Genomic DNA, 20,194 nt, shown 5'->3' with positions numbered 1-20,194 from the left:
GCTATCTATCGGCTTCCAAGCCGTCAGCCGAGGCGCAGGTCCGTGCATCGACGACCACCTGAAACAACTGCCGAACGACGATTTTCAGGTCGAACGTGATCGACTGGTTACGGATGTACTCGATGTCGTATTTCAGCTTTCGGTGCGGGTTGTAGCCCGTGACACCGTTTATCTGGGCGAGGCCAGTCAAACCGGGCTTGACGAACCAACGACTGCGCCACTCGCTCAGGTCGGCTTCGATGTCGGCGTCGAGTTCCGGGCGTTCCGGACGCGGGCCGACGACGCTCATGTCCCCACGAAGCACGGCCCACAGTTGCGGAATTTCGTCTAGGTGCGTCGGTCGAAGGACCCGACCGAGGCTCGTCACGCGAGGGTCGACGCCGCCGTCGTCAGCCACGGAGATGGTCGCTCCCGACTCGCTCTCGGCGTCGGGCACCATCGTCCGGAACTTCGAGACGGTGAACGTCTCGCCGAGCGTCGCGGTCCGTTTCTGCCGATAGAATACGGGGCCACCGTCTTCCAGTTTGATGGCAGCCGCGATGGCCGCCATGACGGGTAAGAGTGCGAGCAATCCAAGAACAGCGAACGCGGCATCGAACGCTCGCTTGAAGACGCGGTCTTGGATGTCCCACGGGTCTAAGTCGATATCTACCAGCCAGTCGTTACCGCTGCCGATGTCTCGGCTGAGGACGCTATCGGCGTGGTCGCGATGGATCTTCGCGGCCACGCCGTGTTCGTAACAGACGTTCATCGCGCCGAAGCAGGCCGAGCGGTCGGAGTGGTCGAACGCGAGCACCGCCGTATCGACGTCGTTCTCGACGAGGACCGTCTCCAGCTTGGGCAGTCCGCCGAGACAGGGGACCTGTTCGAGGCCGCGAATCTGTCCGCCGTCGGTGTAGCCGACGAGCAACTGGTCGTCGCTTCGGGCCCGCGAATCGACCATCTGGGCGGGCGAGGAGACGGCCGGAGCCACGTACCCGAGGACGTCGCCCTCGACGTCGTCTAACACGTCAGCGACCTGTTCGGGCGAGTCGCCGACGACGACGGCCCGACCGCCGCTCGTGGGCCGCCGTCGAATCGCGACGAAGTACGCCGGGAGGCCGACGCCCAGCGTAGCGGTCACGACGATGAGCGTCGCACGAGGGAGGCGATACGTATAATCGAAGTAACCGATGGCCGCGAGTGCGAGGACGGCCACGCCGGTCCGCTGGAGCGCGAGCATCCACGTATCGAGGAATCGTCGCGGTTGCGGGCGATACAGCGGTGCGAATGCGAGGAGAACGACCGCGGCCGTCGTCGCTATCTCCAGGCCGAGTTCCGCGCCCGATGCCGATTCGATTGGGAGGTCACCGACGACAGGAAGCAGGCCGACGATTGTCTGGACCAGCGGGTGGTACGAGATTGCGACGGCGATAACTGTCCAGAGGACAGCACCCCCAACGCTGGCGAACCTGTAGCGCCACCCGCTCTTCATGTTCTTCTGGACTTTCTTCCTCCAAATAAACACTCCTCCCCAGCTATCATTGCTGAAAACAAGAGAGTTGAGGCCTCAGCCGTCTTCGGGGCCAGCGAGACGCGACAGCCATCGCTCGCCGGTCGAACGAAGGACTGAGAGGCCGGGTCGGCCGTCTACCCACCAGCCGATAACTGACAGCGCGACCAGCCCCAGTTCGAGCGCCATGTACGAGTCCAGCGACGCCTGTGCGAAGTGCGCCCAGAAGGTCTGTGCGATCTCGGGTTCGGGCATCGGCAACATCGGCCACAGCAGGTAGGTGAGATTACCGTACGCGCCCTCGATGGCCGAGTAGAGGCCGTCGGAGAGGACGTGTGTGAGGTAGCCAACGAGGAACGCGACACCGACATCGCTCCGGCGGTATCGGCGAGCGGCATAGCCCACGACAGCCGCGACGACGGCGAGCGTTAGCAGCGAGTGCGCCAGCGAGCGCCCGCCCGGGAGCACGCCCAGCGTCCAGCCCAGGGGCTTATCGACGAGGTCTGGAAACTGCGTTCCGATGGCGAGGGCGATAACCGGCAGTCCGTTTGGGGCCTCTCCCTGTGCGCGGATACCGAAGGTATAACAGAGATAGCCCAGCGCGGCGTGTCCCCAGGGCCACATTGGTGTTCGGTAGCACCGACACCGTGTTGACATTACCGCTTCGCGGTCGGCCGGGGTTCGGCACGTGTCCTCGGGTGCTTCTGCTCGACAGCGACTCACTCCAGCAAGCATCGTCGCTGTGAGCGGGCTGCCGGTTCGGTATCTCGATGCCCGCACTGCTTCATGCCCCTCGCGGCGCTGTCTAGACACTTGTCTCCGTCGTATTCTCGCTAATTAGCACGCCTCTCTAATCGAGACTCGATACCAAACGCGCTGACGAGCCGCACAGTTTCACATATCTCCACGCCACTCGGTGAGTGAGAGGGCAGTCATCACGCAGCCTCTCATCTGTCCACTGGTCCGCTTAGTCTGCCACTAACAGAGGACTGCAATCTATCGACCGGTGTGGTCTCCGTCGTCTTCGTCCGGTTGCCGAGTTCGTCACGTTTGAGACCACCTCCGACCCGCTTGAGGTGGCCATCGACAACGTACGACGCCGTCGAGATCCTGATACGTTCGCCGGACCGGAGTTGCGTACCCCCGAAATAGGGAATCCCCCGCCGAGAGTATGTCTGGAGAGTGGCTTCGACGAGCAGGATCTCTCCGTTTCCTTCGGCTGCCGGATAGACGGCGGCGTCTGTCACTGTCCCGACGGTGCGGCTAGCGACGGTAACTCTATCACCTGGGTTCACCTCGCTGGCGTCGAGTACCGATTGCTGTCGTTGAACGACAACGGTCGTAGTATTCGTCCGCAGGGCCGTCTCGTCGTTAATATCGCTGATTCGGCCGGTCACGTTATACGTCGACGTGTTGATATCGATTTCTCGATCGAGCCAGAGTGGTGCGTTCGCGTACCTGGTACCCTGCTCGTTGGCGACTCCCCGGAGGGTGACCCCGAGAACTACGTGTGTCTGGTTGCCTCCTGGCGCCAGATGGACATCGGTCACTGTGAGATTTGCATCTTTTGCTGGACTGAAGCTGTCTCCTTCGCTAATCGCAGCGGCGAGATACGGCGGCTGTCTGCCTAAATCGAGCGTGACGTGGCTGGTGGTGTGCTCAGTCTGCGGGGTTTGGTCGTTGTCCATCGAAATCAGTGCAACGCCCGTGATACTCACCGAGAGAACGAGGAGGACGACGAGCGCATCGACGACGTTGACGATACCGAAGAGATTCCCTTCATCGTCGATGAGCCTGTACGACGACTCCGCATCCATGGTCCACCATCCGCTAGGCTCCGTATGATTCTTTCGCTCGCTGACATCGCGTTCTATCGACGATGCTCATCCCCATACTGTGGAGAGGGGGAGCAAAATGCGACGGCGACGGGTGAGTTCCGAAGGCAGTGAGACAGTCACGGCCCAGAAATCTGTTTGGCGAGTAGTCCCGACCGGCACATACTTACTGATACCATCGGACCAGTGGATATGCGCATTCTTCGCGTCGCGCAGAAGCTCTATCCGGAGGTTCCCGGCGGCGGAACCTACCACGTGCACGCGATGTCTCGGGACCAGGCTGCGCGGGGCCACGACGTCACGGTGTTGACCGTCACTGACGACCCTGACCGCCCCAAACGGGAACGACGCGACGGGTATACTATTGTTCGCCGGCCCCGAACCGTATCGCTACTCGGTAACGACCTGTCCGCTGGAGTCGCCCGTTTCCTCCGGACCGCCGCGGAGTTCGACGTCGTCCATGCCCACTCTCATCTATACGCCTCAACGAACCTCGCCGCGCTGGGACGTCGCTTCGGCGAGACTCCGCTGGCAATTACGAACCACGGCCTGTACAGCCAGAACGCTCCCGAGTGGCTGTTCGATCTGTATCTGCGAACGGCAGGACGGTGGACGTTCGACCAGGCTGACGTGGTCTTCTGTTACACGGACGAGGACCGCTCGCGCGTCTGGTCGTTCGGCGTCGATTCGCCTATCGAAGTCGTCGCTAACGGCGTCGACACGGACCGGTTTACCCCTGACGGGCCGACGAGCGACCGTCTGGACCACGATGAGTCGGTGATTCTGTTTGTCGGCCGACTTGTCGATGGCAAACGACCACAGGACGCCGTGCAAATGATGTCACAACTCCCGCGTGGCCTGAACGCGCGGCTGTACGTGGTCGGTGACGGCCCGATGCGGGCAGAACTGATGGCGATGGCCGGCGACGAAGTGACATTCCTCGGCCAACTCTCGTACGACGAGATGCCCGCTGTCTATCGGGCTGCCGACGCGCTCGTCTTGCCGAGTCGCGCCGAGGGCCTCCCGCGGACCATTTTGGAGGCGTTCGCGTCGGGTGTCCCGGTCGTATCGAGTCGTCTGGAACACACCGCGTCAATCGTCGAACAGGCGGGCGAGACAGTCCCTCTCGGCGACGTGGTATCTTACGGTGCGGCGGTAGAGCGAGTCCTTTCGAACCGTGAAAGGCTGGCTTCGCGGGGTCGGGCGCTCGCCGTCGACTCGTTCCAGTGGCAAGATACGGTCGCGGCAACGACCGCACGGCTGCAGTCACTACTATGACCGGGAGCGACGAGCGCCACCGTAGGTCGAGAGCGCGTTCCGAACAGTGACACATAAGCCATTTTAGCTAGTGCGTGCTGAGTTCACCCGATGCGACCGGACCTGGAGACCATTCTCGCAAGATCACGGACTTATCAAGGGCTCTCCCGACTGCGACAGTGGTCAGAACACAGCACCGTCGGGTGCCTCCTTACGGACGAGCGAACGCTGGTCGGCGTAGTCGCACTGGTTCTCACTGTGAGCCTGATTCGGGTTCTGACTTCGACGATGGCTGCGCCAGTGAAGTTCCTAAGCTTTGCGCTGTTGTTCGTCGTCGTAGCCACGCTCACTTGGCGCTACACCGAGCCACTCGTGAAGTCGTAGCCACCAGCCGTGGAGGATGGGACTAGCGAAGACGACGAGCAGGAAATCGAACACCATCCTGTGACGGACGTTCGTCCCGAAGTTCGAATTGATGGTTCCGTAGCCGACGACACCCGCGAGATAGACTACTCCAAGGAAGACCGCCGCGGTCTCGTCGAATTCGCACGCGTATAGCGAGCGGGCCGCGCTCACGAAGAGGACGATGACGACCACCGTTCCGGTGAGTGCCAGGAGGTGAAACGCTGAGTCGACGTGAAGCGGGAACGGCGCAAACTGGAAGTAGACGCCCCGAGCCGGCGCGGCCAGCAGGAAGTCGAACCACGAGCGATAGGCCATGCCGTCGAGATAGACAGCTCCGCCTGTTGCTCGCCGCTGGAGCTGTGCGTTGACCCGCTGGAAGGGGAGTAACACCTCCGCGAACAGGCTGAAGCCGAGACATCCCACGACACCGAGTATCACCGAAAGCGTCGGTACCGACTGGACGCCAACACGGCGAGCGGCACTGACCAGCGTCGTGGCGACGATTCCGAGGGAAACGACGAGTGCGAGTTCCGGCCGCAGGAGATACAGAAGACCCCAGAGCGGGATAGCAGGCAACCCGCTAGCAGCCCCATTAGTTCGCGTCCGGAGACATACCGCGAGCAGTGTGATACACAGCAGAACTGCAAGGGCGTCCCGCATCGGGATGCTCGTAAACAGGAACGGGAGCGGCAAGAAGAGGACGGTGAGGGCAACGGCTGGTGTATCCTTGGTTTGGGGGTAGAGCTCCCGCGCTAGGGACGTGGCAGGAATCGCCACGAGCACGGCGAAGAGTCCGTTAAACACACCGAGCGTCGTCGGTTGCGGTGAGAACAGCGTATAGAGGAGCCCTTGGAACGCCGCGAACGAGGCGACCGTTTGTGACCCGGTAACGACGGTGCCGGTAGCGACGTCCATCGCGCTTCGGTGAAAGTACGCGATGTCCCACGCGTAGGGCAAGCGAGGTAAGACCACGAGAGTGACGAAGAGGTGCCCGACGAAGGCCACCGCCGCAGCCGCCCTGTAGCGTTCGTCGCCGTAGTGGGCCATCAACAGAAGGAGGAAAAGAGAGGCGACGGCGATAGCGAGTACAGGCATCGCTCTACGGTACCATTCCGATGGCTAAAAAGCCGGTCGCCATCCGTTATCTGCTACGTGGGCATACAGTTCCGCGTACGACGTCGCCATCTGCTCGACGCTGAAGACGGACCGGGCGCGGTTGAGCGCCGCTGTCCCGTAGGACGTGCGAAGCGCATCGTCTTGCAAGGCCTCGACGGCCCGAACCGCCGCAGCTAGCTCATCGGTCGGGTATAGGGTGCCTGTGGCCCCGTCCTCTACGACCTCGCGGATACCTGGGATATCCGTCGCGACTACCGGTAGTTCGGCTGCCATTGCCTCCAGTAGCGTTATCGGCAACCCCTCTCCCCGTGATGGGGCGACGAAGGCATCGCTCACCGCATAGTAGGGCGCTACGTTCGGGACCCGGCCAGTCACATGGACACGGTCGGCTACACCTAATTGGGACGCAAGCGACCGAAGCTCCGCCTTCAGCGGACCGTCGCCCACGACGAGTAGGGTCGCATCGAAGTCAGCCTGAGCGACCACCTGGATGGCGTCGCGCTGTCGCTTGACTGGAACGTATCGTCCGACGTTCAAAAGCGTCAGCGCCGCCGAATCGAGGTCGAACTCCGCCCGAAGCGGCGCGGTTTCCGCCGTTTCGACCGCTTGGCCGAACCTCTCGACGTCGATACCGTTGTAGATGGTACACCACGAGTCGCCGAGCTTGTTAGGCGGGTGTGCACTACCGGTGAAGGAGCGCTCCACGCCGTTCGAGACAGCTACTGTCGCGCTATCGAACGAGCGGGTGGCCCGTTCGGTCGCACGCGTGACCGGATGGTAGTTGCTGGCGACGTTGTGTTGGGTGCTGACCACGCCATCCACGCCGGTACCGATTGCTGCCAGCCGAGCGATGGTCTGGGCGTACGGGAGGTGGGCGTGGACGATATCGAACGACTCAGTCGAGAGATACCGCCGTAGCCGAGTGAGCGCCTGCGGATCGAATCGGAACGCTTCGTTGAAGGACTCGACGTTCGCGCCCGCCTCGATCAACTCCGGGACGAGGTCGTCGTCGGCCTCCATGTAGCCGACGGTAAACTCGACATCGTCGATAGTCTCGACTAAGTCTATCAGCATGTTCTCCGCGCCCCCGAACCGAAGCGCGTTGATGAGCTGAAACACCCGCAGTCGAGACGACATTGGCGTAGAAACTTAGCCGGCACTACTTAGATTAGGGGGAAAATATCCGAATCTCTAAGTTCCCCACTTCGCATCTGTCTCTGCATGGGCGTTTTCTCCCCCGAGCGGATTCGCCGCGGTCTTTCGAGTCCGAACCTCTTTCTCCGCGAAGTCAACCGGTTGTATCACCGACAGGGCTACACTCGACCGTACAATACGGACGGAGTCGATCTCTTCGGGGAAGACTGGGATAACCTGCTGATACTCGACGCCTGTCGCTACGATATGTTTGCCGACCAGTCGTCGCTCCAAGGTCGTCTGGAGTCTCGACGCTCCCGCGGGTCGAGCACGCGGGAGTTCCTGAAGGCGAACGTCGCAGGCAAAGAGTTACACGATACGGTCTACGTGACGGCGAATCCGCAGTTCTACCGCCTCCGAGACTGGCTAGACGCGTCGTTTCACGCCGTCGACCACGTCTGGAAGACGGACGGGTGGGACGAAGACCACCGCACCGTCCTCCCCGAGACGACGACTGCTCACGCGCTCTCGGCCGCCGAGTCCTACCCGAACAAGCGGCTCCTCGTCCACTACATCCAGCCACACTACCCCTTCATCGTCGAGGGCGACCAGCCCTTCGACGACGATCAAGCCTTTCTCAAGCCCGGTACGGCTGGAAGCTGGGCCCAGTTGATGACCGGTGACCTCGACGCCTCAGCCGACGACATCTGGCCCGCCTATCGCGCGAACCTCGACCGAACGCTCCCTCACGTTGAGCAGTTACTCGACGGTCTCGACGGTAAATCGGTGGTCACCGCGGACCACGGTAACATGGTCGGTGAGCGTGCGAGCCCGCTTCCCATCCGCGAGTGGGGTCATCCCCACGGCATCTACACTGACGAACTCGTGAACGTCCCGTGGCACGTCGTCGAGGGGGAGCGCCGGACTATCGAGCGCGACCCGCCGGTCGACCATCGAAACGATACCGACGACGACGTGGTTGCCGAGCGACTGGCCGATTTGGGGTACGTGTGAACCGGCCGGCGTAATCTCGACTTCATCCCGACAAGCCGAGAGCGTCGACAACTGCTTCGGCGTGCTTGTCCCACGTCTGCTTCCGTGCGGTTTCGAGTGCCCGCTTTCCCATCTTCCGACGAACCGCTGATTGCTCTCTCAGTTCTTTGAGACGGTCGGCCAGTGCTGTCGCGTCGCCTGCCGGGACGATGAACCCCTCGCGGCCGTCGCTCATGATATCCGGCATTCCGGTTCGCTCGGTCGATATTACGGGCAGCCCGGCTGCCATCCCTTCGAGAGGTGCCTTGCCGAACCCATCAGAGAGCGTGGGAAAGACGAAGACTGACGCATCTCGATGATACTTCCGCGGATCGACGAACCCCGGGGTTTCCACGTTTTCGAACCCATACTGCGATATCAGCTCTTGCATCGTCGAAGAGATGTCGCCACAGAGGAGCAAGCGTGCGTCAGTGTCCTTGCCCCACTGGTTTCGTTTCCATGCCGCGAGGAGGTACGGTACTCCTTTCTCGACAGTCACCGAACCGACGTAGAGTGCGGTAAAGGGCGCGTCGTCTCTCTCTTGACTCTCCTGGTAGTCGGTGGCATCGACGCCCAACGGGGTTACAGACACTTTTTCCGCCGGGAAGCCGGCCGCTAGCAGTGATCGCTTGACGAACGCCGAAATCGCCAGTATCTGGTCGCATTCCCGTAGTGTTCGCTCCCGACGTTCCGACCGTTCTCCCGTCATCTTTGGTGGTGTCTTTGCTACACCGAGGTCTCGATACGTCTGTGCCATGCGTTGGTCGAACGATTTACTGTACTCCGTGGTCGCCTTGACCACAGTTCGGCTTCCCGCGCTGTTTCCCGCCCGAAGCGTACGGAGGTACCCCGGCGTGTGGTGCAGTTGTATCTCCGTTTCCTCAACTGCACGCGCAGCGAAGGTATCGAAGAGTTGCTCCGCGTAGTAACGCTTATCGAAGCGTTCGGTGACGTAGCGGTTGATACCCGTCATCGCTCGCGGTATCGCTCGTCCAAGCGGTATCGGCGTCGTTACGAGGTGCTTGGGTAGGTCGTGCGTTTCGATGCCGCGACAGTATACCTGCTCTAAGAGGTCGCGCCGATACAGGCCGCGAGATAGCTCAGTGATGTCGCGGCCGGGTTGAGAACCGATATCCCCGTATGCGACGAACGAGACCGGTTTCATTGAATGTCTATCGGTGCGTTCGTGTTCCTAAGAAGTCTTCGGCATTTTTCTGCAGACAACCACGCTTATAACTCCCGAAATAGGTGTTTGGAGTACCCACCACGGGGCCGGCCGACCGTCGCCGTTGGGGGACCCACCGGAGTAGCCTATGTCTGGAGTCTCTAGTCGTACGGTAGCGAAACAGATACTCGGGACCGGCGGCTTGCAGGCGGTCGGGCAGGTGGCGAGTTTCCTCGGCGTCATCGCGTATACGCAGTTACTCCCGCGAGAGATACTCGGGTCGTACTTCCTCCTCGTCGCCGTCCTCCAGATCGCGTCCTTTCTGGGCGCGAACGGCGTCACGTCCGACATCACTCGGCGGCTCAACCAATCCGAGACGCCGGGCCGGGAATTGGCGAACGCGGTCTGTTTCACTGCTGTCGTCACTAGCGCGCTCACTGTGGGTGCGTACCTCGCTCAGCCGGTCGTCGCAGCGTACGTCCGTAATCAGTTCGGACTCTTCCTAGTCGCGTTGCTTCCGGTCAGCGTCTTCGCGCTGCTGACCGGCGCAGTCCTGCGCGGTGAGCAAAAAAACACGAGCGCCGAGACTATGACGGCTTGCCAGCGAGTGACGACGTACACGACTGGCAGTCTCGCACTACTCGTCGGCGTCGAACCGCGTCTCGCCCTCGTCGGGGGACTGTTTTCCGGCAAGCTGCTCGAACTCGGCGGCGGGTTGCTCCGTATCGATACTGTTCCGGTGGGAATACCACGACCGGACGAACTCGGACGGCTCACCCGTAGAGTCGCCAAGTTAACCGTCGCCGGGATGGGGCATCTCGGACAGCAGTGGCTCGATACGTTGCTCGTTGGGGTGTTCATGACCCCCGCTGCGGTGGCGGTGTACGAGGTCGCCTGGCGTCTCTCTGCCGTCGGACTCATGGTGACGAACGCCGTCACGTCGGTTCTCTACCCTCGCTTTGCTCAGGCCGCGAGCGCTGGTGATCGAGCGGCGATAAATCGCTACGCTAACCGGGCGTTTTTCTACGTCAGTTCGCCGATGGTCGCTCTCGTTGCGGGCGCGCTCGCGCTGGGACCGATGCTGGTCACGGCGCTTTACGGTACCAACTACGCCGACGCCTACCTCCCGCTGGTCGTGTTACTCGTCGGTCGCTTGCCGTACAGTCTCGCCAGAATCACGACGATGTTGAGCTACAGCTATAACTTCGATACGGGCGTGGCGAAGGCTAGCATTGCGGCTGCGCTGGTAAACGCCGGGCTGAACGTGGCGCTCATCCCGACCATCGGGATTACCGGTGCGGCGCTCGGGAGTCTCGTCTCGTACACCGTCCTCGCGGTGTTGCTCTTCGAACTCGTCTCAGACCGGGTCGACCGTCCACAGTTCGCGCAGTTCCTCCCGAGCATCGCCGCCGCCGGGGTGATGTTCGGCTCCGTTAGCGTCCTCGCCGAATTGCTTCCAGAGACGGTGCCGGGACTCCTCACACTCGTCGCCGTCGGAGCCGTTCTATTTTCGGGGACGCTGCTCGCGTCGAGTCCGACTCTCCGTACCGATATCAAGCACGTACTGCCTCAGTCCGAGTAGAATATTTCGCTCGCCGTCACGAACTCGGGCTCTCGTGCCCGAGCGTACGACACTATCTCTCGAAGCTTTCGTTGGCCGCGCTCGTTCAGGCCGTTCGCGTGAACGGAGAGACAGAAGACGCCGTCGTTGCGCGCGATGTAGTCGAACGCGCGCTTGCACCAAGTCATGTCCGTTCGCGCGTTGAGGCGGTGGGAGTATATTTCCCGATGAGTGCCGTAGTCGAGTACCCGCGGATACCTGAAGCGTCGCCGATAACGGACATGGAAGGCGAGGAACCGTGTGTACGTCGTCCACCACTTCGGGTGGGCCTGCAACTCGCGTGGGCGGGGGCCGTACCCACGTACGAGATCGAGGCCGTCACCGGTGACCGCTCGGACTCCTCGGTTAGCGAGGCGGACGTGCGGTGGGACGAACACCCGAACGTCCGTATCGAATACCGCTTCCAGCTGTCGGCGCCCATCTCTGACTTTCCTCGCTAACCCGGTTCCGCCGACGAACTCCGGCCGTCCGCCGGGAGTATCGTGGTGGTAGCCGTGGAGTGCGATTTCTATTGACCCCGCTTCCAGCCGCTCAATAAGATACGACCGAAGCGCCGCGTTCTCCTCTATGGGCATCGGAACGGGCTCGGTCGCCTCGACCATCGCATCAGTGTCGGGCGAGGCCATTGGGACGCAAGCAAGCGTTACTGGGACCTCGTCCCAGAAATCTCCGAACACCGATTCCAGTACCGCCGGCTCCGTATAGTAGCAGGTATCGTCATCCCTGATACAGAACTTCATCGTCGGAATTTTAACTTGTTGGCGAGACTAATGCCACCAACTCTCTTTGTCTTTTCGTCTGGTTCGACTATACGCTTACAAAGTGGGGCCTTGCTCTGCAATAGATAGGTTCGCTCGATTTACCTCTCTGTAACATCGAGACGTTCTAGCTTCCTCGCGCGCTTCGTTTAAATCATGAACGTCGCACGAGCGGTTCGTACCACTCTCGATTCGCTCGGTACCAGTCGATGAACTTCGAGACGCCCTCGCGGATAGTGTGATTGGCCTCGTACTCCAACAACTCGCTGGCTTTCGAGGTATCGGCGTGGGTGTGTTCGGCGTCGGCATCGTGGCGCGGTTCGTATTCCAGTTCGAGGTCGGGCGCGAGCTGGTCGCGGATCTCCTCGGCCAGCGTCTTGATCTCGATGTTGTCCGTCGAGCCGATGTTGACGGCCTCACCGTCGGCGGCGTCCTCCTCTAAGAGCGTGACGTTCGCCTCGACGACGTCCTCGATGAAGGTGAAATCGCGCGTCTGCGTGCCGTCGCCGTAGAGCACGGGCGGTTCGCCGTTCAGACAGCGCGAGACGAAGTTCGAGATGGCCATGTTGGGGCGCATCCGCGGGCCGTAGACGGTGAAATACCGAAGAGCGACGGCGGAGAAGTCGTAGACTTCGCCGTAGGCACAGGCGTAGCGCTCGGCAGAGAGTTTCGACGCGCCGTAGGGTGAGACGGGCGTCGTCGGGTGCTGTTCGTCGTAGGGGAGATATTGGGGGACGCCATACACCGACGAGGAGGAGGCCATCACGAAGCGCTCGATGCCCTCGTCGCGGCAGGCGTCGAGGACGTTGAGCGTGCCGTCGGCGTTGACCTCGTGGTACTTCCGGGGGTCTTCGACGCTCGGGCGGACGCCGGCCTGTGCGGCCTGGTGGTAGACGTAGTCGGCGTCGGTGACGAGGTCGGCGACCAACTCGGCGTCGCGGACGTCACCCTCGACCAGTTCGTAGCTTCCGTCGCCTTCTTCGGCGGCCTCGCGGCCAATCTCGACGTTGTGGTGTTTGATATCGAGGTCGTAAAAGGGGTCGAAGTTGTCCAACACGGTGACCGAGTGACCGTCGCGGGCGAAGCGCTCGGCGAGGTGGCCGCCGATGAAGCCCGCGCCGCCGGTGACGAGAATCTGCATTATCCCAAGGGGGATTGTCGAGACGCAAAAATCCGTCGGGTCGGCTCACTTTCGACCGAGAAGTAATGCCCTCCGACGCGACTCAATCCCTATACTATAGTTTCACTTTCGCCGAATATGACTGTGAATATGGGTAAATAAGTTAACTAGCTCCAGAATTGTCAATTGTGAAGTCAAATATGATTATATGGAACTAGATATGAGTATATAATGCCTACAAGGCGCAAAATTTCAGTGTATTAGGGGAGTATGTGATCAAAGACAGTTCTACATCCGGAAAACCGACGAAAATGCCCGGTCGCGGCGTTAGAATATCGCTTGCACGGCGAGAAAGCTGATGGTGGCGATGATAAGCAGGTACAACAGCACCGTCAGGAACGGTCGAATGCCGGTTTCTCGGAGATTCTTGGTCTGGATTCCACAGCCCAATCCGACGAAGGCGAAGACGAACAGCCAGTCCGAGACCGTCCCGACGGTGTCTACGAACCCCGTCGAGATTCCGGGCAGGTTAGCGATGGCCGCGACGAGGAAGAACCCGATGAGGAACTTCGGGAACTGGTTCCAGAACATCCGTGGAGACGCTCGCTTCTCACCACCGAGTGAGTAGGAAAACGAGTACGCGAGGACGACCAGTCCGATGAGCGAGTTACGCGTAAGCTTCGTCAGCGTCGCCCACTCACCGGCGGTCTGACTGAAAGCGAAACCAGCGGCGGCGACCGGACCGGTGCTGAACATGCTGAGCCCGGACCAGATTCCGAACGACACCGAGGACATGTCGAGGATGCTTCCCGCTATGGGGAACGCGACCAGCGTGAGCGCGTCGAAGACGAGAATGGTCGCCGTGGCGTACGCGATGTCGTTCTCCGAGGCGTCGATCGTTCCCGCGACAGCGAGGACCGCAGAGACGCCACAGATGCTCGACCCGGTCGCCAACAGTGCCGGGGTTCGACCGGAGAGGCCGAAGACGTACCGAGCGAGGAACTCGACTAAGAGAACACCGAACGCGACGACAGCGACGGTCAAGCCGAGGATTCGCGGCCCGGCGTCGATGACGTCGCTCAGCGAGATGCTGGCACCCAATAGGACGATTCCGACTTCCAAGAGGAGTTTGTACGCGTCGACGCCCGGTTCCAGCGATGTCGGGAGTCCGTAGCTGTTACTGAGGAGCGCACCAAACAGCACAGCGAAGATGAGCGGCGTCCCCCACCCGAGAAATGACGCGGAGAGCTTCGCGACGACGCCGAAACTAACCAGTAAGAGAAGTCCCGGGAGGAGTGTCCGCACCGACCGAGGCTCGTCACCCATCTCACACCAGTACGAGCGCGGCGAGACAGAGGACGAGACCGAGGATGGTCGCTTGCCACCCTCGCTCTAGCTCGTGCCACCAGCGATGAACAGTGCTAACGCTACTCACGGTGGTGAGATTCTGCTGGACTTTCATGATTCCGTTGCTCGCACAAATGCGACGGCAATACTTTAATTTACTGCACAGGTTCGCTCGCTCGGTGGGATAGCGCCGTCTCGAAGCAGGCGTATGAGAGCGGGATTCGCTCGACAGCGACCGAAAAACAGAGAGACCGGTGCTGACTAGTTCAGGTTGAGCCGGGGGAGCGCTCTATCTCGGTCGTAGGCTTCGGTCAGCACCATTAGCCCGGCACAGAGGAGGCCGACGACGATGAGCATCGGCAGGCTGATCGGCATGACCTGTGGCGGGACCATCAACAGGACCGAGCTGAGGATGGCGAACCCGCGTGCGACCTTGTTCTCGACCGGCCAGCCCCACATGCCGATTTGGATGAGGATGACCGCCAGACCGAGCGCTAGCGTGTCGATGACGATAGCGGACGCCGGCATCTGCAGTAGGATGGCCGGGCGGTAGACGTACCGCAGCGGGATGATGAACGTCGGTAGGACCATCTTCATCGCCTTGAGCGCGACCGTGATCGGGTCGGCGTCTGCGACCTGTCCCGCGGCGAAGGCGGCGAGCGCGACGGGCGGGGTAATCGTCGAATACACCGCGAAGGTGAAGATGAAGAACTGCGCTTTCAGGCCGCCCATGTCCACGGCGACGAGCGCGGGACCGAGTAACGCGGCCGCCAGGATGTACGCGGCCGTCGTGGGCATCCCAAACCCGAGGACGATGGAGAAGGCGGCAACCAGCACCAACAGCAGGATGACGACGCCACCGGCCAGAGCGACGACCCACTGCCCGAAGATGACGCCCAGTCCGGAGGTGTTCAGCGTCCCGAGGACGATTGACGCACACGCCGTCGCCATCGCGATTTGGGTTGCGTTGCGAGCGCCCTTGTCCAGCGCTATCGCGAGTTCATCGACGCCGACTCGCGACTGGGGCTGGAGCGCGCTCACGAACATGAGGACGATGACGCTGAAGAACACCGCCCGATAAATGGTGTACCCCTCGAAGAGCATGTAAAAGAGGATGATTATCGTCACGAAGAAGGAGGCTGCGTAGCCGCGCTGGGTTCGTAGCACCTCCATGGGCGGGTCGATCTCGTCTTCGGGGATCGGCTGAATCCCCTCGTTTATCGTCTCGGCGTGGACGGAGAAGTACACCGAGAGGTAGTACAACGCCGCCGGTATCACCGCCGCGAGGGCGATGACGATGTAGTCGATGCCGAGGAACTGCGCCATGATGAACGCCCCGGCCCCCATGATAGGTGGCATGATCTGTCCTCCACACGAGGCGGCGACTTCGGTTGCCCCGGCGAAGGAGTTCTTGTAACCGAACTTCTTCATCGTCGGGATGGTGAAGATACCGGTCCCGTAGACGTTCGCCGCCGCGCTCCCCGAGAGGCTGCCGAAAAGGGTACTGGCGACGACGGCAATCTTCGCCGCACCGCCCTGCCGTCGACCGACCAGCGATTTCGCGAAGTCGAGGAGGAATCGTCCGGCTCCGGTCACTTCGAGGAACGCGGCCATGACCACGAACAGGAAGATGAACGTCGCGGAGACGCGCGTCGGGATGCCCCAGAGACCGTTCGTCGTGACGAACAGGCCGTCGACCCAGTTCGAGGTCGGGACGGACGGGCTGGTGAACGGCGCTGGGAGATGACTCGAGAAGAACCCGCCGACCAGAATCAGCGTCACGATGGACGCGAGCAGTCGGCCGACGATACGCCGCGTCGCCTCGATGACCAGAACGACCGAGATGACGGTGTAGACGAAATCCAGCTGCGCCGGTGCCGTCACGTACGCCGTCTTGTTCAACAGCCGTTGGTAGTTGAGGATGATGTACCCCATCCCGGAGAGCGAGAGCGCTATCAGAAGGAGATCGACCAATCGGTACCTGATCTTGTGACTTCCCATGAACGGGACGATGGCGAAGGTGAGTGCGGCGAGGAGATAGACGTGAGCGGAGCGCTGGACGAGCGAGCCGAAGATACCGAACGCTCCTGTATAGAGGTGAAACAGCGACGTAACGATGGCCAGCAACGAAATCGCGAACTGGCCGCTGCTGCGTAGTTTGGCGTATAGTTCGTCGTCGGTCGTGGATTGTGTGGTTGTCGTCATGGATCTTGTATAGTCTCGTTAGCCGATGAGGCGGATGGCGACGATAGCGAGGAAGAGTATCCCGAGGGCCCAAACTGCGAGGCGTTTCGTCGTCCTGCCCCACGTGGTCTCGAGTAGCGTTGCTCTGACGCCGAGGAAACCGTGGGTGAACACAGCGAGTAGCGTCAGGTCGAGAAGTGGCTGATACACGCCCGCCTCGTAGAAGACGGTGATGCCGAACACCTGCACACCGACGTGAATCGCTAAGAGTATCACGAGCAAGACGGCGGTCGCCCGGTGGATGATCCACGGTGCGTAGCCGACTGTCGCTGGGGACCGCGTCATCGTTGCTTCGCTCATACGACCACCCACATTACGATGGCCGTTATCGCGGTAGCCGCGACAGTCCCTTTGAACAACCGTTCGATACTGCCGATTCCAAGTCCCAGCGACTCGTTGATCAAGAGCCGTATCCCATTGATTCCGTGGAAAAAAAGAACGCTCAACAGCCCCACCGTGAGTAGCTTCCCGCCGGGCGGTTGTACGCTCGTCGGCGATGCGGTTAGTGCGGGGAGGACGAGGTGATACCCCACCCAGATGAGCAACAGCCACCCCGTGATTCGGTGCAACGCGAACGCGACGTGGGGGACGGAGAACTCGCGCCACGACGAGACGTTAGTCACTTCTCGGCGATACACCCTCGTGTTCTCGTTTCCCATGGTATGGTAGCACATTTCGCCTTAGTATAATATAGGTTTTGTTAAGACATCTGTCACTGGCTCCGGACCATCTCGGCAGTAGATTTATATCCTATGCCGAGGCAAAATCGACCATGGTAGACATTATCGAAGTCGTGCCGATGCGACTCCTGTTCGTCCTCGTATTCAGTCTCCTCCCGATGGCGCTCACGATTCGGGAGACCGGATACGAGAACATCTCGGCGATGAGTTGGGTCGGATTCGGACTCCTGTTCCTCGGGGTGTTGCTCACGTACGTCGTCGCAAATAGCGTCACGAGCGTCGACATGCAGATATACCTCTGGCCGCTACTCATGATCGCCGGAATCGGGCTGCTGATCTATCGACGCGAACTGAAGCGACAAGATAAATTCGACGAGATGTCCGTAGAGCGCGGCGGGACCGACTACAGCTAACCCATTTGAGTTCGTACCGCAGGCTTACGCCCTCGATTCTCGTTCTCCTGTCTCTGTTCTCTCCACCGACGATAAAATACTGACTGCGACCGTCGAGTGCCGACGGCTCAGAAATCGCCGACGCCTTCTTCCTTATATGCTTTCACGGCTCCCGGGTGGATCTCGAAGGGGCTCGGATCGATCATATCGGGCCCGACCTCGAACGGTTCGAGGAGACCGGTCGACTGTCGAATCTGATCCGCTCGGGCGAGGATCCCTTTCGTCACCGTGTAGACTGCTTTCTCAGAGACGCCGGAATGCGTACCGATGAGGCCGCTGTCCTGCGTACACTTGAGCGTCCCGTCCTGCTGCGGGAAGACGTCCTCGAGATCTGCTTCCAGAACGCCGTACTCTTCGCTGATCTGCGTTCGGAACTTGTCGTCCCAACTGAGATACTTCACGTCGGAGCCCGATGAGATGTTGTTGAGCCAGCCCAGATCACGTCCGCCGACCGCGAGAATGGCGTCAACCTGCCCGTCGGAGAACAGTTGTGCGGCGTCGTTCCAGCCAACGCGGCGGTAGGACCCACCGAGTTCCTGAATCTTACTCTGCGAATAGTTCAGATTGTTGAGGACGGTGTCCCACAAGAACCCACCGAAGGTCCCCTTTGGCTGGTTCGTCACGTTGATGGCGTAGTCGTCTTCTGCGGCCGCCGTCAGCGTATCGTAGGGGAAGTCGCTCTGTGCGACCACGAAGAAGAACAGCTCGCTCTGGTCTGCGAGGACGCCACGGATGTTACTCGGCGGCTGGTCCCATCCCTTGTCGGCGTAGGGTTCATTCCCATTGGCCGCGAGCGTTCCTGCGGCGAGCGTCGTGTGCCCGAGGTCTATCTCCTGATTCTGGAGTCGAGTGTTGTTCCCGACCCATCCGCCAGGCAGGATGTTGTAGGTCAACTCGGGGTATTCGGCGGAGGCACCGGACAGCATCGCGTTCATGATGGCGTAGCCGGTTCCGCCGGGGGACCCGCCCGCCGTCTCCAGTAGGATCTGACCGCCGTTACTGCCGCCATCGCCGGATTGGGTTCCATTCCCCGTTCCGCCGCTACCGCCGTCGCCGCTCGTTCCGCCACCACCGCCGCCATCGCCGCCATCGCCGGTGCTATCTTCCGTACACCCAGCCAATCCCGCGATGCCCGCTGCTCCGGTCAACTTCAGTACTCGCCGACGTGATACCCTATCGGTCGATTGCTTCCTAGATGTCATGACACGACACACCATGACACACACAAACGATAATAATAACATTATCGGTTATCACGTTCACAGTGGGTGTTTATTCGAGATATTATATCGTAAATATACCGCTGACATCGATGACGACACCAATGGCACCCTATCCTTTAATAGCTATTCTCGTCACAACAGCAAACGATGTACCGCATACTACTCGCCGTAGACGACGACCGAGAAACCGCAAACCATCTCGTAGACGCTGTCAAACGGCTGATTGACGCCGTCGATCGATGTGAAATCACGCTCGTTCACGTGTTCAGAAATACCCAAATCTCACAGCGCGTCTCGATTCACCAGCTAGCGAGTGGATACGACGACGAGGAGTTCGAACACCAGATCCCTGTCAGCGTTCAGGAGACGGCGGAGGCACTCGAAGCGTCGTCGGCAACCGTCGAACTGGAACTCGCGAGTGGGAATCCGTCCTCGGAGATAACTCGAATCGCGAAGGCCAGAGATGTCGATAGTATTCACATCGGCGGGAAGAACACGTCACCGGCAGGTAAGGCAATCTTCGGGAGTGTCACCCAGTCGGTCATCTTCGGGACGGACGTTCCGGTAACCGTCTGTGGAAAGTCGAAGTAGGAGCTTACCCGCGAAGGTCCTCGACCTGCTCCCAGAGGTCCGCAGGAATGTCGATACGCTCCTGTGTACGGTCACGGCTGACCGAGCGTTCGCCCGGGAGCCGAATTTCCTCGACCGTCGCATTCGTCTCCGTCTGTTTCAGTTCCCGCAGGAACGCCGACATCCGAGCGGGAGCGCCCTGCGAACCCAGCACTTCGGGGTCGAGCGCGAGAAAGAGGTCGCCTTTCGTGCAGGGGTCTTCCGTGTGGTACGTGCCGGTGACGTCCTCGCCCATCGCCGCGCCGACCAGGCCGCCAGCCAGCACCTCGACGGCGATCGCCAACCCGGAACCTTTCGGCCCACCGAACGGGAGGATGGTCCCCTCCAGCGCCGCTTCGGGGTCCGTCGTCGGTTCGCCCTCGGCATCGAGTGCGACCCCCTCGGGAATCGATTCGCCCGCTTCCCGCGTTTCGAGGACGGTCCCGCGAGCGATGGCCGAGGTGGACATGTCGAGGTTGAACACGGGGTCGGTCGGCAGGCCGATGGCGATCGGATTCGTCCCTAGCACCGGCTCAGCGCCGCCGTAGGGTGGCATCGCCGGTTCCGTGTTCGTCATGGCGATGCCGACGTAGCCCTCGCGCTGGAGCTGGTCCGTGTAGTAGCCCAGCATGCCGAGGTGATTCGAATTGTGGACGCCCACCGCACCGACGCCGAACTCGTCGGCGCGGTCCATCGCCTCGCCT

At 60.9% G+C, this 20,194-nt stretch carries 19 protein-coding genes; 5 read left to right on the top strand and 14 right to left on the bottom strand.

Annotated elements, in window-relative coordinates; translation table 11 throughout:
* Position 1: 1 nt before the first annotated feature.
* The 3 genes from E4S61_RS10020 to E4S61_RS10010 all read right to left on the bottom strand — a co-directional run bounded on the left by E4S61_RS10020 (position 2) and on the right by E4S61_RS10010 (position 3,309).
* The gene (locus E4S61_RS10020; protein WP_135303790.1) at positions 2-1,474 is read right to left on the bottom strand and encodes a sugar transferase; all 1,473 of its coding nucleotides are present in this window, start codon (positions 1,472-1,474) and stop codon (positions 2-4) included.
* Between the two features lie 75 nt (positions 1,475-1,549).
* Positions 1,550-2,116: a metal-dependent hydrolase gene (locus E4S61_RS10015; protein WP_135303789.1), complete on the bottom strand. Its 567-nt coding sequence runs from the start codon at positions 2,114-2,116 to the stop codon at positions 1,550-1,552.
* 323 nt (positions 2,117-2,439) lie between these two features.
* Complete coding sequence (locus tag E4S61_RS10010; protein ID WP_135303788.1) at positions 2,440-3,309, bottom strand: DUF4330 family protein; 870 nt, start codon at positions 3,307-3,309, stop codon at positions 2,440-2,442.
* 210 nt (positions 3,310-3,519) lie between these two features.
* On the opposite strand from E4S61_RS10010, the gene E4S61_RS10005 reads away from it, so the two are divergent.
* Positions 3,520-4,605 carry a glycosyltransferase family 4 protein gene (locus E4S61_RS10005; protein ID WP_135303787.1) on the top strand — a complete coding sequence of 362 codons (1,086 nt, stop codon included), beginning with the start codon at positions 3,520-3,522 and terminating at the stop codon, positions 4,603-4,605.
* A 288-nt stretch (positions 4,606-4,893) separates the two neighbouring features.
* Here E4S61_RS10005 and E4S61_RS10000 read toward each other — a convergent pair whose 3' ends face one another.
* Both E4S61_RS10000 and E4S61_RS09995 read right to left on the bottom strand, forming a co-directional pair.
* A complete protein-coding gene (locus E4S61_RS10000) occupies positions 4,894-6,084 on the bottom strand; it encodes a hypothetical protein (RefSeq protein ID WP_135303786.1) in 1,191 nt (396 codons plus the stop codon).
* A 24-nt stretch (positions 6,085-6,108) separates the two neighbouring features.
* Positions 6,109-7,242: a glycosyltransferase gene (locus tag E4S61_RS09995; protein ID WP_135303785.1), complete on the bottom strand. Its 1,134-nt coding sequence runs from the start codon at positions 7,240-7,242 to the stop codon at positions 6,109-6,111.
* Between the two features lie 84 nt (positions 7,243-7,326).
* Here E4S61_RS09995 and E4S61_RS09990 point away from each other — a divergent pair, with 84 nt between their 5' ends.
* Positions 7,327-8,253, top strand: a complete 927-nt coding sequence (locus E4S61_RS09990; RefSeq protein WP_135303784.1) for an alkaline phosphatase family protein — start codon at positions 7,327-7,329, stop codon at positions 8,251-8,253.
* A gap of 22 nt (positions 8,254-8,275) precedes the next feature.
* Here E4S61_RS09990 and E4S61_RS09985 read toward each other — a convergent pair whose 3' ends face one another.
* On the bottom strand, positions 8,276-9,436 hold the full coding sequence (locus E4S61_RS09985) for a glycosyltransferase family 4 protein (protein ID WP_135303783.1): 1,161 nt from the start codon (positions 9,434-9,436) through the stop codon (positions 8,276-8,278).
* A gap of 148 nt (positions 9,437-9,584) precedes the next feature.
* On the opposite strand from E4S61_RS09985, the gene E4S61_RS09980 reads away from it, so the two are divergent.
* Positions 9,585-11,018 carry a lipopolysaccharide biosynthesis protein gene (locus E4S61_RS09980; protein ID WP_135303782.1) on the top strand — a complete coding sequence of 478 codons (1,434 nt, stop codon included), beginning with the start codon at positions 9,585-9,587 and terminating at the stop codon, positions 11,016-11,018.
* Here E4S61_RS09980 and E4S61_RS09975 read toward each other — a convergent pair.
* From E4S61_RS09975 to E4S61_RS09950, 6 genes are all read right to left on the bottom strand, one after another.
* The gene (locus E4S61_RS09975) at positions 11,006-11,797 is read right to left on the bottom strand and encodes a polysaccharide deacetylase family protein (protein WP_135303781.1); all 792 of its coding nucleotides are present in this window, start codon (positions 11,795-11,797) and stop codon (positions 11,006-11,008) included. The two genes, E4S61_RS09980 and E4S61_RS09975, sit on opposite strands and share 13 nt — an antisense overlap.
* Positions 11,798-11,969: 172 nt before the next feature.
* Positions 11,970-12,956 carry an SDR family oxidoreductase gene (locus tag E4S61_RS09970; protein WP_135303780.1) on the bottom strand — a complete coding sequence of 329 codons (987 nt, stop codon included), beginning with the start codon at positions 12,954-12,956 and terminating at the stop codon, positions 11,970-11,972.
* Positions 12,957-13,262: 306 nt separating this feature from the next.
* The gene (locus E4S61_RS09965; protein ID WP_135303779.1) at positions 13,263-14,261 is read right to left on the bottom strand and encodes a YeiH family protein; all 999 of its coding nucleotides are present in this window, start codon (positions 14,259-14,261) and stop codon (positions 13,263-13,265) included.
* A gap of 282 nt (positions 14,262-14,543) precedes the next feature.
* Positions 14,544-16,487: a TRAP transporter permease gene (locus E4S61_RS09960; protein WP_135303778.1), complete on the bottom strand. Its 1,944-nt coding sequence runs from the start codon at positions 16,485-16,487 to the stop codon at positions 14,544-14,546.
* A gap of 18 nt (positions 16,488-16,505) precedes the next feature.
* Complete coding sequence (locus tag E4S61_RS09955; RefSeq protein ID WP_135303777.1) at positions 16,506-16,826, bottom strand: hypothetical protein; 321 nt, start codon at positions 16,824-16,826, stop codon at positions 16,506-16,508.
* Positions 16,823-17,185, bottom strand: a complete 363-nt coding sequence (locus E4S61_RS09950; protein ID WP_167768467.1) for a hypothetical protein — start codon at positions 17,183-17,185, stop codon at positions 16,823-16,825. The genes E4S61_RS09955 and E4S61_RS09950 overlap by 4 nt, the downstream gene beginning before the upstream one ends.
* A 113-nt stretch (positions 17,186-17,298) precedes the next feature.
* Here E4S61_RS09950 and E4S61_RS09945 point away from each other — a divergent pair, with 113 nt between their 5' ends.
* A complete protein-coding gene (locus E4S61_RS09945) occupies positions 17,299-17,619 on the top strand; it encodes a hypothetical protein (RefSeq protein WP_135303775.1) in 321 nt (106 codons plus the stop codon).
* A 107-nt stretch (positions 17,620-17,726) separates the two neighbouring features.
* Here E4S61_RS09945 and E4S61_RS09940 read toward each other — a convergent pair whose 3' ends face one another.
* A complete protein-coding gene (locus E4S61_RS09940) occupies positions 17,727-18,806 on the bottom strand; it encodes a TAXI family TRAP transporter solute-binding subunit (RefSeq protein ID WP_135303774.1) in 1,080 nt (359 codons plus the stop codon).
* Between the two features lie 222 nt (positions 18,807-19,028).
* Here E4S61_RS09940 and E4S61_RS09935 point away from each other — a divergent pair, with 222 nt between their 5' ends.
* Entirely contained in the window at positions 19,029-19,472 is a 444-nt protein-coding gene (locus E4S61_RS09935; protein ID WP_135303773.1) for a universal stress protein, read from the top strand.
* A gap of 4 nt (positions 19,473-19,476) precedes the next feature.
* Here the strand turns inward: E4S61_RS09935 and E4S61_RS09930 are convergent.
* Positions 19,477-20,194 (bottom strand): Ldh family oxidoreductase (locus tag E4S61_RS09930; protein WP_167768466.1); only part of this gene is annotated, 718 nt, incomplete at its 5' end.

It is taken from the genome of Haloarcula amylovorans (assembly GCF_004681185.1).
Taxonomy (GTDB): domain Archaea; phylum Halobacteriota; class Halobacteria; order Halobacteriales; family Haloarculaceae; genus Haloarcula; species Haloarcula amylovorans.
This window is presented reverse-complemented; position numbering and strand designations above follow the sequence as displayed.